This is a genomic window from Limosilactobacillus reuteri (genome assembly GCF_020785355.1).
Classification (GTDB): Bacteria; Bacillota; Bacilli; order Lactobacillales; family Lactobacillaceae; genus Limosilactobacillus; species Limosilactobacillus reuteri_I.
This window is the reverse complement of record NZ_JAJGVH010000028.1, coordinates 59,054-78,086: the sequence shown is the minus strand read 5'-3', so window position 1 is coordinate 78,086 and position 19,033 is coordinate 59,054. Positions and strand designations below refer to the sequence as shown.

Below are 19,033 nucleotides of genomic sequence, written 5' to 3'. Positions count from 1 at the left end.
ATAAAAGAAAAGAGATCGGAAAATTGAATTTTTCGGTCTCTTTTACATCTTTAAAGCTATCTTAGTTTTCTGCATTGTTCGCTTTTTACGGATGTTTATATTAGTTTCTAGGTTGATTTTAGAATCATTTGTGATATAAAATGAATATTAGCGTTGAAAATCAGATAATTATATGCAATGATCACACTATCATATTTATTTGGGGTGTGTATTTTGGAAGAAACACGAACAATCGACTTTTTCGACCGAACTTTTCATTTGTCAGAAAACGGCACGAATATTAAACAAGAATGTTTAGCTGGATTGACGACTTTTGTTTCAATGGCCTATATTCTTTTTGTTAATCCGAGCGTACTAGGAGTAGCCGGAATGGATAAAGGAGCGGTTTTTACTGCAACTGCTTTATCAGCAATTATTGGCTGCTTTTTGATGGGGATTTTGGCTAATTATCCAATTGCGATTGCTCCGGGATTAGGTGATAATGCTTTCTTCACTTATTCGGTTGTATTGGCAATGGGAATTCCGTGGCAAAAGGCAATGGCTGGTGTTTTTGTTGCCTCTGTCTTGTTTACGATCTTGTCTTTCCTTAAAGTGCGGGAGATTGTAATTAATGCTATTCCTAAAGATTTGAAATATGCAATGGCTGCGGGGATTGGAATATTTATCTCTTTTGTTGGTTTGCAGGGTGGTGGAATCATTGTTTCAAGTAAATCATCACTAGTTGAATTAGGATCGCTAACAGTTCCTACAACCTGGATTACAATCTTTGGGATTTTTTTGATTGCAATTTTAATGGTCAAAAAGGTTCCGGGAGCAATTTTTATCGGCTTAGTTGCAACAACGCTTCTTGGTCTGTTAACGGGATTGGTTAAGATGCCGGATCATTTAATTTCAATGGCTCCTAGCTTAGAACCAACTTTTGGGGTGGGAATTAAGTTCTTGCCAACAATGACTGATCCAAAGATGTGGGCTGTTGTTTTAATCTTCTTGTTGGTAGCTTTCTTTGACACTGCTGGAACCTTAGTTGGGTTAGCGCAAGAAGCAGGATTAATGAAAGATAATAAAATGCCCCGGATTGGTCGGGCTTTAATGGCCGATTCGCTTTCGATGTTAGGAGGGGCGGTAATGGGAACAACCCCAACTTCTGCCTATGTTGAATCCTCAGCCGGTATTGCGGTAGGTGGAAAAACCGGTCTGACTGCGATTGTAACGGGAACGCTTTTTATTTTAAGTATGGCTTTTTCTCCTTTACTTGAAGTTGTTACTACTCAAGTGACCGCCGCCGCTTTAATTGTGGTCGGAGTATTGATGGTTTCCGCCTTGAAAGATATCGAATGGGATAAATTTGAAATTGCACTGCCGTCATTCTTGGTTGCTATTGGAATTCCGTTAACTTATAACATTTCTTATGGGATTGCATTTGGTTTTCTTACGTATCCGATCTTAATGGTTGCTGCAGGACGTCGCAAAGAAGTAAATGTTGTAATGTGGAGCATGTTTTTTGTTTTTATTGCATTGCTGTATATTTTGAATGTTTTACCGAAATAAAAAGAGATCTAAGCAAGTTTGTTATGCTTGTTTAGATCTCTTTATTAATTATTCTAAGGTTTAATGAGTGAAACCATACTTTTTAAGCTCAGTTGTTTTATGTCCTACTAATGTTGAATTATTTAAAGCTTCGATATCACGCTTCATATCATCAATAAATTCGTGAGCTCTACTCATTCCGAAATCAGCACGACATACTATTCGTTGTACTTCAATTGTATCTAAGTTCTTTGGAAGTGGGTAAGCAGGAACTTGCCATCCTTGCATACGCAATCTATCAGCTAAATCATACAACGACCAGTCTTGTGCAGTTAAGTCTTTTAACTTGTAACAAATAATTGGAATTTGAGAACCATCATTAACCATTTCGAACATACCCATTTTTTGAATTTCAGTTGCTAGGTAAACTGCAACGTCATGAGTACGTTTTTGAATCTTTTTATATCCTTCAAAGCCAAAACGAACGAAATTGTAGTATTGCCCAATTATTTGTGAGGCACTGCGTGAGAAATTAATTGCCATTGTTGGTAATTCTCCTCCTAAGTAGCTAACTTTGAAAATTAGCTTGTCAGGTAGGAATTTTTTATCACGCCATAATACCCAACCAATACCAGGATAAACTAAACCATACTTGTGGCCTGACGCGTTAATTGAAACAACATTCTTTAGTTGGAAGTCCCATTTAATGTCAGGTTCCATAAATGGAGCATAGAATCCACCAGAAGCAGCGTCAACGTGAATATAGACTTTGTAATCTGTTGTCTTGTTGTATTCTTCAACTAGATCATTTAATTTTGCAATATCGTCATAACGACCGGTGTAAGTAATTCCCATAATCCCTACGATACCGATAGTATATTCATCGACATAATCCATAACTGTATTCATATTAAGCGATTGGTGCTCTTCATCCATTGGAACTGTCCGTAGCTCAACATCAAAATATGTTGCAAATTTTTCCCAACAAATTTGATATCCAGAAGATATTACTAAGTTTGGCTTTCGGGCATTAATATCAAGCCCTAATTTTTTGGCTCGTTCTCGCCAAGCAAACTTCATTGCTAAACCACCAAGCATACAACCTTCAGAAGATCCCACTGTTGAAGTTCCCATGTAGTCTTCATCTTTTTGACCGTGCCATAATTTAGCAATAATATTTACACAACGGTTTTCAAGTTCAGCAGTTCGTGGATATTCTGATTTGTCAATAGCATTTTTTTGCATTGTTTCTGCCATAATTTGAGTTGCTTTTGGCTCCATATAAGTTTGACAAAAAGTAGCCAAATTTTCACGGGCATTTCCTTCATCAATTAATTGATCTTTGACAATTCGATAAGCAATTTCTGGAGGAACAGGTTCCTTATTTAATTCATATTTTGATAGTGCATGATCAGAAGTGTATGAACCGAAAATAGGGTCTAACACATCGCGTTTTTCTTGGTCATTTTTTCCATATAATCCTGCCATAGATAAAACCTCCTAGGTTAATTTGCTGAATGTTTTTTTTCGTCTGAATTTGCAATGATATGATGTTCTCCCCGAGCAATTGGTGGGGTGGTTGGGTTAATATCCTTAGCAAGCATATGCTTAGGGGTACTAATCGAATGATGCTCGTGCTTTAAATAAAATTCATAGATTAGGAACGGTAATAAGACCGTAATTACAAAACTAATTATTAATACATAAAGGTAAGCATGGTGTGAACTTGTAGGTAAACTGCTTGGCGGAACAAAAGAGATTAATAGTGCAAAAATAGAAACTATCAACCCACAAATAGCAACAATTGATTTAACAACGGTTCCTCCAGGAATTTCATAGGTACGTTTTAAGTCTTTCTTTTTGAAGACAAGGACTAAGTACCCGATGAAAAATAGTAAGTATCCTACTAGATAAATTACAACAGTTAAAGAAATCGCTGCAAAAAAAGAAACATTGTTACTTCCGCCACCGAAAGTTAAGACTGCATCCCAGATCGTAACCACGATTCCCTGTGTGAGAATTAAGACGGTTGGAACTTTGTGCTTATTTGTCTTTTGAAATACTTTGGGAAGAATTCCTTGCTGGGCAGTAGCGAACATTCCCCGCGAAGGACCGATAACCCATGAACTAATTTCTGCCATTACCCCACACGCAATCATTAAGGCGATTATTTTAACCAACCAATTAAGATGGGAGTTAAAATAAAGCAACAGATACTTAAATGCCTGAACAACACCGGCACTTAATGATAGTTCTTTTTGTGGAACGACAGCAGCAACGGCAAAGCCACCAAAAGTATCAAGGAAAATTGCCAAGATTACTAGGATGAACATTGCTAAAGGATAATTTCGTTTAGGATTTTTAAGCTCATTAATGTGCGAGGCTGAGGCTTCAACCCCCATATAAGCTAGAATAAACGAAACAAAGACAACTAAGGTATTTAGCTTAGCAAAATCGGGGATAAAAGCATGTGCTGAAAATTGAACTTGTAATTTTCCGCCAGTAACTACATATGCAATTGCTAAGCAAAAGAGGGTTACTGATGGGATTAAGATTCCGATAACAAATCCAGTTTTAGCAATATAAGCGGTATATTTAGTTCCCCAGAATTGTGAAAATGTTAAAAACCAGAAAACAATTAAAACACCCCAAAATTTAATAGCGGGTTTTTCGTCAAGGGCGGCCCAATTCAGAACGTATGAAAATGCTCCTAAAATGAAGTAAATCATGGTAACAAAGCCCACGGTAATTTGGAACCACTGAAAGAAGATAGCAGCAAATCCCCATCTTCTTCCAAGAGTATGAGAAACCCAGCTGAAGATACCACCACCATTATTGTTCCAGCCATTAACGGTAGCCATTTCAGCGGCACATAAGGCGACTGGAATGAACCAGAATAAACCTCCAAGAATAAGGAAGAATATTAAGTGGAGCTTTGAGGTGGCAAATGTTGGATATTCATAAACTGTGAGAACCATTGAGGCCGTCAGAGAAAAGAAACCGAAAAGCGTTAAATTTCTCTTAGTTTGTTGAGTATTAGCCATTTCTTACTCCTTTCAAAAGAGATATAACAAATTTTCAGTACTGATTAATTCATTATCCACAATATAAATAATAATCATTATTTATATTTAAATAATAGCACTTAATGCCCACCTTTCAATTATTATGCTATTATTTTGTTTATTTAACTGCGGCTGGTGTGTTACTTTTTACTGTAAAAATTGCAAAATGATATTAATTGCTAATTATTTTTTAGTTTTTGTTTTAATCATACATATTAAAATTCTATATTTGATCTCATAAACATAAATCCCCTCAATAATTCATTACAATTATCAAGGGGATTTGTAACTATATTATGACTCATTCATGATATCTCGAATGATAAAGACTGATTCTTAAGTAAGAAAATCATTTGTTAAGAATTTAGTGTGAGTTGAACCTTAATTATTAGTACTGAAATATATCAATCTTAAGTTCATTACTAATTTCTTCAAGGGCAGCTAATCCTGCAACACTGTTACCAGCATTATCTAATGGTGGACTAAAAATACCAATCCCGAAACGATTAGGCGCTGCGGACATTAAGCCACCGCCAACACCACTCTTAGTAGGTACACCTATAATTGATGAATATGTACCAGATTCGTTATATAACCCGGTAGTTGTCATAAGGGATTTAGTATAGGTTGCTACTTCAGTAGGAACTAATCGCTTATTATCCCAAGGCTTAATACCATTGTTTGCTAAGACTGCGCCTAGATTAGCTAGGCTAATAGCGGTGACCATCATTGAACACTGTTTAAAGTATGTTGTTAAACTTGTTGTTACGTCTGCATGTATCATCTTATTGGCCTTTAAGTAATAAGCTAATGATCGATCCGTATCCCCAGTTCGATCTTCTGACTCAAATATTTCTGAATTAAGTGAAATTTGCGGATCATGACAAATTTCACGGGCAAATTGAATCATTTGATCGAAAGGACTTTTGCCATTATATGGTTGAATTAAAGATGTTACCTCTATTGCACCCGCGTTGATAAATGGGTTGAGAGGATAATGTGCTTTTTCAATTTCCATATTCAGAATTGAATTAAAAGGGAATCCTGTTTGGCGAGCTCCAACATGTTTCGTTACATTGCTTAGCCCAAGTTGTTTAGCGGCATATAAAAAAACAATTACTTTGGAGATGCTCTCAATTGCAAAGCGAACATCAGCATTTCCAGCATTTGTTATGTTATCTTTATTTAAATCATAAACCGCAATTCCAAGTTGCTTAGGATCAACTTTACCTAATGCAGGGATATAGTTTGCTACTTTTCCCAAATTAGTTTTAGCCAAATTATTATCAACTACTTGTTTAAGATCCAAAGTAATCACCTCCTAAATGCTAGGATACTGTTATAAATATAAAACGACAAGCAATAAGTCTATTTTTGGGACGTAAAAGCTTATTTAAGCTTATTTATTTGATAAATAAATTAATTGATGGTAGAAATAGCTTGGGGAGAAGAAATGAATTTTTTATGAAAGGAAGCGCGTGAGCTGATGGTTGATAAAGGAAAACGTAATTTGACGTTATTTGGCTTTTTCTCACTAACTGCATCAATGGTTCTTGCGGTCTATGAGTATCCAACTTTTGCAACTTCTAAGCTTAATTTAGTATTTTATTTAATTCTTGCCGGGATTTTTTGGTTTTTACCGGTTGCTTTATGTGCCGCGGAAATGGCAACTGTTCAAGGATGGAATAAAAATGGTGGAGGAATTTTTAGTTGGATTTCTCATACACTTGGTGAACGGTTTGGCTTTGCTGGAATCTTTTTCCAATGGTTTGAAATTACAGTTGGTTTCATTACCATGATCTACTTTATCTTAGGTGCATTTTCATATGTTATTAATTGGCCAGCCCTAGATGCTAATCCAACAGTTAAGTTTTTTGGAGTTTTAATTATTTTTTGGCTATTAGTTTTTTCGCAATTTGGTGGTACCAAATATACAGCTCGAATTGCAAAATGGGGCTTTAGTTTAGGCATTTTACTCCCGTCTATTTGTTTAATTGCACTTGCTATTTGGTATGTGGTTAAAGGCGGCCCATTACAAGTAAAGTTTACTCCAAAAGCATTTATTCCTGATTTTGCTAGATTAAATACAATGGTAGTATTCGTTTCTTTCATTCTAGCTTATATGGGAGTTGAGGCTTCAGCTACCCACATCAATGAGCTTAAAAATCCTAAGCGAAATTATCCCTTGGCAATGTTTATATTAGTTATTCTTGCTATTTGCCTAGATACTTTTGGTGGATTTGCGGTAGCAGCAGTTGTTCCGCAAAAAGAACTATCATTAAGTGCTGGGGTTGTACAAGCTTTTAAGTATTTAATTTATTACCAAGATCCACACTTGGCTTTACTTGTTAAAATTATCGCCTTAGCTTTATCCCTTGGTGTAATGGCAGAAATTAGTTCGTGGGTTGTTGGTCCGTCGCGTGGAATGTTCGCTGCTGCTCAACGAGGAATTATTCCGAAATACTTCCGGAAAACAAATAAGCATAAAGTTCCGGTTCCCTTAATTATTACCCAAGGAATTGTAGTTTCAATTTGGGATGGTGTTTTAACTTTTGGTGGGGGCAGTAGTAATGTTTCATTTTTCGTTGCTATGTCTTTAACCGTTGTTATTTATTTAAGTGCTTATTTACTATTCTTTGCTGGTTATATTGATTTAATTTTTAAAAAGAAACAATTAAAAAGGAAGTATGAGATTCCTGGAGGAACAATCTGTAAGGCAATCGTTGCCTTTTGTGGGCTATTGGTTTCTATTTTTGCCTTCTTCATCTCGTTTGTCCCACCTTCGAATCTTCCTGAATCATCACATCACGCATACTTAGCTATTTTAATTATCAGTTATTTGTTTGTATTAGTTTTACCCTTTATTTTATATGTAATTTTCAATCACCATAAAGGTCAATATGTGGATGAATCAGATACACCGAAGCATTTCAAGGCAGAAGATATTGTTAAAAGTGTACCGCCAATTGCTCGTGGTGAATTTCATATTGTACCAAATGATGATAAAGATAACTTTAATACTAAGAAGGTTAAAAAGTGAGATGTAAATAAGTGAATTAAAATAAAAAAAGCATTTCCAGAAATTAATCTAGGAATGCTTTTTTTTAGTAGTTGAGACACTATTGCAGTACCAACTAACATTAGAATGTTGATATAACAACGATAGTAATTATAAGATTACTTGTTGTAGAATTCAACGATAAGAGCTTCATCAATATCAGCGTTCATATCTTCACGTGCTGGAATGCGGTTAAGCTTACCTTCAAGCTTGTCGGCATCAAAGTCAACGTATGAAGGACGAGAAACAACAGCTTCCACAGCGTTCTTGATGATGTCTAAGTTCTTAGACTTGTCACGAACGGCGATGATTTGACCAACCTTAACTTCGTATGATGGAATGTCAACACGCTTACCATCAACAGTGATGTGACCGTGGTTAACTAATTGACGAGCTTGACGACGAGTAGTAGCTAAACCAAGACGGTAAACCATGTTATCAAGACGACGTTCAAGCAATGCCATAAAGTTGGCACCGTGAGTACCTTCCTTAATCTTGCCGGCACGAACGAAAAGGTTTGAGAATTGACGTTCAGTCATACCGTACATAAAACGTAGCTTTTGCTTTTCACGTAATTGTGTACCATATTCTGAAAGCTTACCGCGACGATCACGACCGTGGTCACCAGGAGCGTAAGCCCGACGTGCTAATTCTTTACCAGTACCTGAAAGTGAAACGCCAAGACGACGTGAAACACGCCAACTTGGACCAGTGTAACGAGACATAAATAAATTCCTCCAATAATTTTAGTTGGAGTAAAATAATCCGATTGTGAGCTTGGCATTCGTGCAGGCTGATTTGAATTTTTCACCCTAGCAGCCGGGTTACTAAAAACACCGTTAGGCACCAGTCTGTTGACGAGCTTGCTCCTCACTGCTGCATTATTTTACACAAAACCTAGTGTACAACGGTTCGTGATAATAAGTCAATCTTTTCTTTAGAAACCTCGTAACTTTTTAGCAGAATGATGAACAGTATAAAAGTTTGTTAAACGTAGATGTTTTTTCAAATCTTCTAAAGCACGTTCATTGTGGTATGCTATAATTTTGAATAGGATTATACGGATAATTATTGTGCAAGAGCAATAAACAATAAAAAGTAGTAGGTGGAAAAAGTGGTTTTTCAAGTATTGATTGGTATTTTAATTATTGTTGTAGCAATATTAGCTTGCGTATATTTTTATCAACGACGAGCTGTTAAACAGATCAACGACTTAATGGAAAGCGAGAAAAAGCTAGCAGATCAAAAAGTTGACCAGCAGATCAAAAATGTTGAAGAATTGCAACTAATCGGGGATGCTAAAAAGCAATTCGAAACAATTAAAAACAAGTATGAAAAACAAGTGCGACCAGCAATCACGGCCTTTAATAAACGAGCTCCCCAATTGTTAGCAGATTCACGGACGAGCAAGTTACTGACAATTAACACTCAAATTCGTGACTTGCAAGCAGATTTGGCAAAGTTAACAACAACTCTTCAACAGATCCAAAAAGACTTGCAACATCTTCGTCAACAACAACATACCCATAAGCAAGCGGTCGAGCAGATTAAAAATAAATATCGTCAATTCCACCGGCAACTAAATGAGAAGAGCTTCGAATATGGAGACAGTGAAAAGCAGTTAAATAGCAGGTTAAATGAATTGGAGGATCAATTCGCGCAATTTACTGATTTAACTAATAAGGGTGATATTGAGGCAGCTCAAGAAATTTTAAGCAATTTGCAATCTGAAAACGACAAATTTGAACAAGACCTTAAGAAGATTCCTCAGCTCTATAAGCCAATTGCAACCGAGTTTCCAGAACAATTATCCGAGCTAAAAAGTGGTTATGAGACACTTGTAAAGCAAAATTTTCACTTTACGGAGAAAAATATTGATAAGCAAATTGAACAACTCCAAGCTAAACTGAACCAGACGATTGATCAGCTTAACAATTTACAATTAGATGTCGTGGAACAATCTAATAAAGATCTTAGTGACCAGATTGATTACTTATACGGGGTAATGCAAAAAGAAATTGACGCTAAGAATGAAGCTGTTCATTTGATTGAAGTGATGAAAGACTTTACAAAACATGCTCAACGGCAAAATGACGAACTTAGTGTAGAATTAGACCGGTTAAGTTTGAATTACACACTTACTAATCATGAACAAGAAACCGTTCGTGAACTTGGTGAACAAATTAAAGCGATTATTAAGCAGTATCGTGATGACGCAGAAGCAGTTGCCAATAAAACGGCTGTTTATAGTCAGGTGCTTGATCGACAAAAGTCTAATCAAAAGAACTTGACTGAAATTGAAAAAAGTCAAGAGAAGCTTAACGATGAAGTTGCTAAATTACAGACTGATGAGCAACGCGCCCGTCAAATGCTTCAAAAATATTCCACCCAGATTCGTACAATTCATCGGCAAGTAGAACAGTTGAACCTTCCTGGCTTACCAAAAGATTACTTAGATTACTTCTTTGGTGTCAGCGATGAGATTAAAAAGTTAGCTGATGAATTGAATGAATATAAGATCAATATGGATGAAATTACGAAGCAACTAATTATCGTTGAGTCAGACCTAGACACATTAAATGACAAGACTGATATTCTTCGTGATAGTGCAGAATTAACAGAACGATTCCAACAATATGCGAACCGGTTTAGTGATAACGAAAAGATTGCAGCAGCAGCTAAAAAATCTCAAGAACTTTTTAAGCAATTTAACTACACAGCAAGCTTAGAGGCAATTGCGACCGTTTTAGAAGAAATAGAACCTGGTAGCTATAAACGAATTGAAGATACCTATTATCGTGAAATTGGTAAAAATTAAAAATCAAGGTGAGTGGGAATTAACCTTCTCGACAAGGAGGTGGGCTAAGGATAGAACGGTGATTAGCACGGCACGGGCTGATTATCGTTCGGACTTAGCCTCGAGCCTTGTGGTTAATTTCCACGATATCTTAAACAATGTTCGTATAAATAAAGAGGCTGTTGAAAAAACAAAGTTTTTTCCAGCCTCCTCTTTTCTTATTAAATGATAGTGATAATTAATGCCTAATAGCTAATTTTCTGTTATAATATAAAACCGTTTTAAGAAGAGTCGAAATCTTCAGCAGTAGCCTATCCTATACTGTTGAAATCATAATCAGAGTAGGTTACCCATTTGTAACAACCCTGTGTATTATTTTTAGGAAGGAAATTAGTATGATCTATTTTGATAATAGTGCGACGACAAAGATACTACCGGATGTTTTGTCGACATACGAAACCGTGAGCCAAAAGATTTGGGGGAATCCAAGCAGCTTACATAATTTTGGTGAAAATGCTTGGAATCTTCAAGAACAGGCACGCCAGCAGATCGCAAAGCTATTCGGGGTTAAGCCTAGTGAGATTATTTTTACTAGTGGTGGTTCTGAAGGAGATAACTGGGTAATCAAAGGAACTGCAATGGCTAAGCACCGTTTTGGCAAACACATTATTACGACCAGTGTTGAACATGCGGCAGTAAAAAATGCATTGGAGCAACTAAAAGACTTCGGATTTGAAGTTACTTATCTCCCGGTTGATAAAGAAGGACGGATCAATCCTGCTGATGTTAAAGCTGCCATTCGTCCAGATACTATTTTAGTGTCTATCATGGCGGTTAATAATGAAATTGGAACGGTTCAGCCAATTAAAGAAGTGGGAGAAATCCTTAAAGATTATCCAAATATTCACTTTATGGTGGATGCTGTTCAGGCTATTGGTAAAGGATTAGATAACCAAGTATTTAGTGATCGCGTTGATTTCGCCACTTTTTCTGGTCATAAATTTCATGCCCCACGAGGAACCGGTTTTGTTTACGTCAAGAGTGGTCGTAAGTTAGAGCCCTTGATTGCTGGTGGTGGTCAAGAGCGAACACTACGAAATGGGACTGAAAATACACCGGGTAATGTTGCAATGGCAAAAGCAATTCGGTTAGTAAAGGAAAATGAAGCGGAATCAGTAAAACGTGAACAGGCAATCAAAGAACGGATTTACGACCATTTAAGTAAATTTGATCATGTGAAATTGATTTCTGGCCGCGATCAAGGTTTCGCATCCCATGTACTATGCTTTGCAATTGTAGGGGTTCGGGGCGAAACGATTGTTCATGCCTTTGAAGACAAGGATATCTATATCTCAACTACTAGTGCTTGCTCGTCTAAAAAGCATTCCGAAGCCGGAACATTAGCTGCCATGAAGGTTCCAGAAAATATTGCGACAAGTGCAGTTCGGATTAGCCTTGGGGATCAAAATACCCTTGAAGAAGCTGATCAGTTTAATAAAACATTTGATGAATTATATGCTGGCTTTAAGAAAATTATTGAATAAAATCTGAAAGGAGGACATAACGTGCAATATACAGAAATTATGGTTCGTTATGGTGAGCTTTCGACAAAGGGACATAATAAAAAGTCCTTTATTGATCGTTTAGGGGTAAACGTACGAAAGGCCCTTCATAGCTTTGACCAGGTAAAGGTACATGCACAACGTGATCGGTTGCATGTTGAATTAAATGGAGCTGACTATGATCAAGTGATGAATCGGTTGAAGTTAGTGTTTGGGATTCAAAACTTCTCTCCATCAATTAAAGTTGATAAGACTTTTGAAGCGACTGCAGAGGCAGCAGCGCAAATGATCGCTGAACAAGTTGATAAACCAATTACCTTTAAAGTAGAAACTCGTCGGTCAGATCACCAATTTGCAATTGATACCTTTGAAATGAACAACAAGCTAGGAGGATACCTCTTAGATAAGTTTCCTGATAAATTAAAAGTTGATGTTCACCATCCAGACCTAACTTTACGGGTTGAGATCCGTCTTAATGGGATTTTCCTTTCAAGTGAAACGATTAAGGGTGCTGGTGGTTTGCCAGTTGGTACTGCTGGTAAAGGAATGATGATGATGTCTGGTGGAATTGATTCACCAGTAGCTGCTTACCTTGGGATGAAGCGTGGTGTTTCAATGGAAATGGTTCACTTCTTTAGTCCGCCATATACTAGTCCCCAAGCTTTAGCAAAGGCCAAGCAATTAACTGAACGTCTTGCAAAATATAGTGGAAGTATTAAGTTTATTCAGGTGCCATTCGCTGAAATTCAAGAAACAGTCAAGGAAAAAGTTCCTGAAGGTTACTTAATGACAATTCAACGGCGAATGATGCTTCGGTTGGCAGCTGCCTTAATGATTAAGCGTCATGGGCTGGCCATTTTTAATGGTGAATCATTAGGTCAAGTTGCTTCTCAGACAATGGAAAGTATGCTGGCGATTAATGATGTAACTTCTTATCCGGTATTGCGTCCAGTATTGTCATTTGATAAGACCGAAATTATTAAAATTGCCCAAGATATTGATACCTATGACCTTTCAATTCTTCCATATGAAGACTGTTGTACTGTCTTTACCCCGCCATCGCCAAAAACCCGGCCAAACGTTGAGCGGGCTCGTGAATACGAAAAACGACTTGATATTGAAGGATTAATGCAACGAGCTCTTGATGGGATTGAAATTACGGAAATTCATCCTGGTGAAGATTATTTAAACCAAAATGAAGATGTTTTTGCTGAATTACTTTAATTAGGCCTTGACGAGGTTTGATAATTTAGCTATGATACATTTTAATAAGCATTGACCGAAAGAGTAGTAAAGCGGCACCTAAAAAGCGAGATCCTGATAGTGAGAGAGGATTAGTTAAACTTTATGAAGGTAGTTCGGGAGCTGATATACTGAAATTAATAGTAGGTATGTCCGGTTCATTTACCGTTATGAAATGATAAAGTGGAGTATTTTATACTCAAATTAGGTGGTACCGCGATGATTCGTCCTATCGATTGTGATAGGGCGTTTTTTAGTTAATGCACAAAATAAAAATGAAGATTGCTTTCTGAAAGGAGTTTCTGCCATGACAGAAAAAGATATGTCAACCAAGTACGATCCAGCGGCGGTTGAAGAAGGCCGTTATCAATGGTGGATTGACCAAGGATTCTTTAAACCAAGTGGTGACAAAAAGGCTCACCCATATTCAATTGTTATTCCACCACCGAATGTTACTGGTAAGTTGCACTTAGGTCATGCTTGGGATACAACTTTACAAGATATGATCATTCGACAAAAGCGGATGCAAGGCTATGATGTATTATGGGTTCCCGGAATGGACCACGCTGGTATTGCTACCCAGGCGAAAGTTGAAGCTCGTCTTCGTAAACAAGGAATTTCTCGTTATGACCTTGGTCGTGACAAGTTTGTTCAACAAGTTTGGGACTGGAAAGATGAATATGCTGATATTATTCACCAGCAATGGGCTAAGATGGGTATTTCTGTGGATTATGACCGCGAACGTTTTACCCTTGATGAAGGATTAAATAAGGCTGTTCGGAAGGTCTTTGTTGATCTCTACAATAAGGGCTTAATTTATCGTGGAACTTACATCATCAACTGGGACCCACAAGCACGGACGGCCTTATCAGATATTGAAGTTATTCATAAGGATGATAAGGGTGCCTTCTACCATGTCAAGTATCCATTTACTGATGGAACTACTTTTAACGGTAAGGATTACATCGAAATCGCCACTACTCGTCCGGAAACAATGTTCGGGGATGAAGCGGTCGCCGTTAACCCTAATGATGAACGTTACAAGGACTTGGTTGGTAAGAAGGTCATGGTACCACTTGTCAACCGGGAAATTGAGATTATTGCTGACGACTATGTAACACCTGAGTTTGGTACTGGGATGGTTAAGATCACCCCAGCTCATGATCCAAACGACTTTAAAGTAGGTAAGCGTCACAATCTTCCTGAACTGAATACAATGAACGAAGATGCTTCCATGAACGAAAATGCTGGTAAATACGAAGGTATGGACCGCTTTGAAGCTCGTGAAGCGATCGTTAAGGACCTTCAAGATCAAGGTTACATGTTAAAGATTGACCCAATTGTTCACTCTGTTGGTCACTCAGAACGGACAGGGGTACAAGTTGAAGCCCGTCTTTCAACACAATGGTTTGTTAAGATGAAGCCATTAGCCGAAGCAGCTCTTAAGAACCAAGATACTGATGACCGGGTTAATTTCGTTCCAGAACGATTTGAACACACCTTTACGCAATGGATGGAAAACATTCATGATTGGGTTATTTCTCGTCAATTATGGTGGGGTCACCGGATTCCAGCTTGGTATAACAAACAGACTGGCGAAGTTTATGTTGGTATGGAAGCTCCTAAAGATGCCGAAAATTGGGAACAAGATAAGGATGTCCTTGATACATGGTTCTCCAGTGCGCTTTGGCCATTCTCGACGATGGGCTGGCCTAATACTGATTCAGCAGACTTCAAGCGCTACTTCCCAACTAACACTTTAGTTACTGGTTATGATATCATCTTCTTCTGGGTTTCCCGGATGATTTTCCAATCGCTTGAATTTACGGGTCGGGCACCATTTAAGAATGTTCTTCTCCATGGTTTGATTCGTGATGAACAAGGACGAAAGATGAGTAAATCCTTGGGAAATGGTATTGACCCAATGGATGTTATCAAGAAGTACGGGGTAGATGCCCTACGGTGGTTCTTAATTACTGGCTCAACTCCTGGTCAAGATATTCGTTTTAGCTACACTAAGATGGATGCGGCTTGGAACTTTATTAATAAGATTTGGAACGCGAGTCGTTACGTTATCATGAACCTTGGTGAGATGCCTGCCCCTGTTCTTCCTGATAAGAGTAAGTGGGATTTAGCTGATCGGTGGATTTTGAGTCGGTTAAATGCAACTGTAAAGCAGGTTAACGAACAATTTGACAAGTTTGAATTTGGTGAAGCTGGTCGGGCGCTTTACAACTTCATCTGGAATGATTTCTGTGACTGGTATATTGAAATGACCAAGGAAAAACTCAATAACGGGACTGATGAAGAAAAGAATGATACTAAGAATATTCTTGGTTACGTTCTTGATCAGACCTTGAAGATGTTGCATCCAATCATGCCATTCGTTACCGAAAAATTATGGCAGTCAATGCCGCATGATGGTGAATCAATTATGGTTGCAGATTACCCAGTTGCTAATGCTGAACTTGATGATCCAGCCGCAACTGAACAAATGAATAGTTTGATTGAATTGATTAAGGCTGTTCGTAACATTCGAAATGAAGCTAATGCGCCAATGTCTAAACCAGTTGATATTTTGGTAAAGGTTGATAACGATCACTTGGCTCAGATGTTGAATGATAATCGTGACTATATTGAACGTTTCTGTCATCCAGAAAACTTAACTATTGGTAAAGATGTTGAAGCTCCTAAGCTTGCGATGAGCGGGATTTTAACAGGAGCAGAAGTTTACATCCCAATGGCTGAATTGGTTGATCTTAATGAGGAACGAGATCGGATGGAAAAAGAGATTGCTAAACTTGAAAAAGAAGTAGAACGTTCACAAAAGAAGCTTGGCAATGAAAAGTTTGTTAATAACGCGCCGGAAAAGGTTGTTGAAGCTGAACGGCAAAAGGCAACGGAATGGCAACAAAAATTAGCAGCAGCCAAGGAACGTCTTCAATCACTTCAACAAGCTTAGCGTCAATTTATAGTAGGATAATTAACATTTTTAACAATAAATGAAAATTATATCATTTTATTAAATAGGTTAGACTACTGTAAGAATGCTATTAGCTATAATATTTATAAATATAGTTTAAAATTAGATTAAAAAGGAATCGGCAATTGTCGATTCCTTTTTTCTTAGTATGAAAAAGTAATCATATATTGCTTAAAAATATTTATCTATTGATAAGGATTAAATAACTGATAATTAAGCGGTTTATTTAAAAATTATTTCACATATTTGCCATTTATTTATTGTAATTATTTATCACAAGTATTATGATTAATTGTGGAGAAACAGGAAACGGTTTCAACTATTCTTTTATCGATATACTTCGGAGGGAGGTATTTATAATGACTATTCTTAGTCTGGCACGTTTCCAATTTGCCATGACGACGGTTTATCACTTCTTCTTTGTTCCTTTCTCTATTGGAACAGCTTTTATCGTCGCCATTATGGAAAGTATGTACGTTTCAACTAAAGACGAGACGTACAAAAAAATGGCAAAATTTTGGGGGAATATTTTCTTACTTAGTTTTGCTGTCGGTGTTGTTACAGGTTTGATTCAGGAATTCCAGTTTGGGATGAACTGGTCAGATTACTCACGGTTTATGGGTGATATCTTTGGTGCTCCATTAGCCCTCGAAGCTTTGCTATCATTCTTTATTGAATCAACATTTATTGGCTTATGGGTATTTACCTGGAAAAAGGTTAAACCAGGGTTACACCTTTTCTTCATTTGGATGACGAGTTTTGGTTCATTAACATCTGCTTTATGGATTTTAACTGCCAACTCATTCATGCAACACCCAGTTGGTTATGAAATCAAGGGTGGCCGTGCAGTAATGGTTAATTTTGGTGCATTGCTTAAAAACCCTCAATTATGGTATGAATTTGGGCATGTTATCCTTAATGCTATCATGATGGGTGGTATTATTATTGCTGGTTTAACAGCATTCCAACTTCTCAAGAACCAAAAACTTTCGGAAGCTAATAAGAAGTTTTACAAGAAGTCAATGCGTTTAGGACTTTTAATTTCATTGATTTTCTCTATTGGTGGAATTGCGTTAGGGGATGCCCAGATGCAATACTTAATCAAAGAACAACCAATGAAATTTGCAGCTACTGAAGACGTCTTCACGACTACTGGTAAGCATGCGCCGTGGACAATTGTTGGTATTGCCGACATGAAAGACCATGAAGTAAAAGGCAATATCGATATTCCCTATGCCCTAAGTATTTTGTCATACCACAAAACTACTGGTGCGGTTACCGGGATGAATGAGCTCAATGCCCAATATAAGAAAAAGTACGGCAAGAATCTTGATTACTACCCACCGGTAAATACATTATTCTATAGTTTCCGGATTATGTGTGCAGTTGGTGCTTGGATTTTCTTAGTTTCATTAGTTGGATTAATTATGACTAGGGAAAAGAGCAAGAAACCACTTGCACAACGCCGCTGGGCACTTTGGTGTATTGCAATCACCACTTTCTTACCATTTATCGGTAATACTGCTGGTTGGTTTGTAACAGAATTTGGTCGTATTCCATGGACAGTTTATGGTTTGTTTACAATTGCCGAAAGTGTATCGCCAAATGTTTCAGTTGGATCATTATTGACATCAAATATTGTTTACTTTGTATTATTTACAACTCTTGCAATTACATTAATTTGGTTAATTGTTCGTGAATTACGTAAAGATCCATCGGAAGCAATTGAACCTAAATTCAAGAAGGTTCTTGACCCATTTGACAAGGAGGCGTTCTAGATGAGTTTTCTTCAATTATTATGGTTTGTATTGATTGGAGTGCTTTTTGCCGGCTTCTTCTTCCTAGATGGATTTGATTATGGGGTAGGAATGGCGGTCGAAACACTTGCTCATAATGAATCAGAGCGTGATCAACTTGTGCGGACAATTGGACCGGTTTGGGATGCAAATGAAGTGTGGTTAATCACTGCTGGTGGTGCAATGTTTGCCTCTTTCCCATACTGGTACGCTAGTCTTTTCAGTGGATATTACTTAATCTTAATGATTATCCTAGCTGGTTTAATTATTCGTGGTGTTTCTTTTGAATTCCGTAAAAATAGTCCAATGCCACAAAAGCGGATTTGGGATTGGGCGTTAGCAATTGGTAGTGCCATCGTTCCGTTTTTCCTCGGGATTATGTTTGTTAGCATGATTCATGGAATGCCAATTGATGCTAATGGTAACTTCCAAGCAGGATTCTTTGATTATTTCAACTGGCTTTCAGTTGTTGGCGGAATTGCCTTATTGCTATTAACCTACTTACATGGAATTAATTATATTGCCTTAAAGACGACTGGTCCGGTTCAGGAACGAGCCCGGAACTATGCTGAATTTTTGTACTGGATTCTTTATGCTGGCGAAGTTGTCTTTGCATTATTATTAATCTTTATGACTGACTTTATGGCTGTTCACCCAGTTGGCACAATCATCATGCTTGTATTGATTGTTGGTTTCTCAGTCTTAGCCCAAGTAGAAACCTTTGCTGGTCATGAATTAGTTGCATTTATTTCAAGTGGGTTAACCTTAGTATCATTGGTTGTATTGATCTTTATTGGTCTCTTCCCACGGGTACTAATTAGTAGCATTAGTCCGAAATACAGCATTCTTATTCAAAATGCTTCCTCAACAGAATATACGTTGACAGTGATGACAATTGCTACTTGCTGTCTTTTACCATTTGTTTTGGCATATACAATCTGGGCTTACTGGATTTTCCGTAAACGGATTGCAATGCCGGCTATTCCGGAGGTTAAATAAAAAT

Annotated in this window: 12 protein-coding genes and 1 other annotated feature; of the genes, 8 read left to right on the top strand and 4 right to left on the bottom strand. The window is 37.4% G+C overall.

Annotated features, from left to right (window positions below):
- The first annotated feature begins 213 nt into the window (after nucleotides 1-213).
- Entirely contained in the window at nucleotides 214-1,548 is a 1,335-nt protein-coding gene (locus LMB56_RS00610) for an NCS2 family permease (protein WP_086141955.1), read from the top strand.
- A gap of 60 nt (nucleotides 1,549-1,608) precedes the next feature.
- Here the strand turns inward: LMB56_RS00610 and LMB56_RS00605 are convergent, their stop codons facing one another.
- The 3 genes from LMB56_RS00605 to glsA form a co-directional block, all read right to left on the bottom strand.
- On the bottom strand, nucleotides 1,609-3,015 hold the full coding sequence (locus tag LMB56_RS00605; protein ID WP_122481868.1) for a glutamate decarboxylase: 1,407 nt from the start codon (nucleotides 3,013-3,015) through the stop codon (nucleotides 1,609-1,611).
- A gap of 17 nt (nucleotides 3,016-3,032) precedes the next feature.
- Nucleotides 3,033-4,571, bottom strand: a complete 1,539-nt coding sequence (gadC, locus tag LMB56_RS00600; protein ID WP_094501867.1) for a glutamate:gamma-aminobutyrate antiporter — start codon at nucleotides 4,569-4,571, stop codon at nucleotides 3,033-3,035.
- A 409-nt stretch (nucleotides 4,572-4,980) separates the two neighbouring features.
- Nucleotides 4,981-5,901 (bottom strand): glutaminase A, encoded by a 921-nt coding sequence (gene glsA, locus LMB56_RS00595; protein WP_229283812.1) that lies wholly within the window; start codon nucleotides 5,899-5,901, stop codon nucleotides 4,981-4,983.
- Nucleotides 5,902-6,078: 177 nt separating this feature from the next.
- Between glsA and gadC (LMB56_RS00590) the strand changes: the two genes are divergently transcribed.
- Nucleotides 6,079-7,632: a glutamate:gamma-aminobutyrate antiporter gene (gene gadC / locus LMB56_RS00590; protein ID WP_019254028.1), complete on the top strand. Its 1,554-nt coding sequence runs from the start codon at nucleotides 6,079-6,081 to the stop codon at nucleotides 7,630-7,632.
- A gap of 137 nt (nucleotides 7,633-7,769) precedes the next feature.
- Here gadC (LMB56_RS00590) and rpsD read toward each other — a convergent pair whose 3' ends face one another.
- Complete coding sequence (gene rpsD / locus LMB56_RS00585) at nucleotides 7,770-8,375, bottom strand: 30S ribosomal protein S4 (protein WP_003666632.1); 606 nt, start codon at nucleotides 8,373-8,375, stop codon at nucleotides 7,770-7,772.
- A 389-nt stretch (nucleotides 8,376-8,764) separates the two neighbouring features.
- Here rpsD and ezrA point away from each other — a divergent pair, with 389 nt between their 5' ends.
- The 6 genes from ezrA (at nucleotide 8,765) to cydB (ending at nucleotide 19,029) form a co-directional block, all read left to right on the top strand.
- The gene (gene ezrA / locus LMB56_RS00580; protein WP_324294712.1) at nucleotides 8,765-10,468 is read left to right on the top strand and encodes a septation ring formation regulator EzrA; all 1,704 of its coding nucleotides are present in this window, start codon (nucleotides 8,765-8,767) and stop codon (nucleotides 10,466-10,468) included.
- A 374-nt stretch (nucleotides 10,469-10,842) separates the two neighbouring features.
- A complete protein-coding gene (locus LMB56_RS00575; protein ID WP_122481866.1) occupies nucleotides 10,843-11,991 on the top strand; it encodes a cysteine desulfurase family protein in 1,149 nt (382 codons plus the stop codon).
- A 21-nt stretch (nucleotides 11,992-12,012) separates the two neighbouring features.
- A complete protein-coding gene (gene thiI / locus LMB56_RS00570; protein ID WP_003666641.1) occupies nucleotides 12,013-13,233 on the top strand; it encodes a tRNA uracil 4-sulfurtransferase ThiI in 1,221 nt (406 codons plus the stop codon).
- Nucleotides 13,234-13,275: 42 nt separating this feature from the next.
- Nucleotides 13,276-13,486: a binding site (T-box leader), on the top strand.
- 72 nt (nucleotides 13,487-13,558) lie between these two features.
- Nucleotides 13,559-16,213 (top strand): valine--tRNA ligase, encoded by a 2,655-nt coding sequence (locus LMB56_RS00565; protein ID WP_122481865.1) that lies wholly within the window; start codon nucleotides 13,559-13,561, stop codon nucleotides 16,211-16,213.
- A 380-nt stretch (nucleotides 16,214-16,593) separates the two neighbouring features.
- Nucleotides 16,594-18,012 (top strand): cytochrome ubiquinol oxidase subunit I, encoded by a 1,419-nt coding sequence (locus LMB56_RS00560; protein ID WP_229283810.1) that lies wholly within the window; start codon nucleotides 16,594-16,596, stop codon nucleotides 18,010-18,012.
- Nucleotides 18,013-19,029, top strand: a complete 1,017-nt coding sequence (gene cydB / locus LMB56_RS00555) for a cytochrome d ubiquinol oxidase subunit II (RefSeq protein WP_229283809.1) — start codon at nucleotides 18,013-18,015, stop codon at nucleotides 19,027-19,029.
- Nucleotides 19,030-19,033 lie beyond the last annotated feature (4 nt).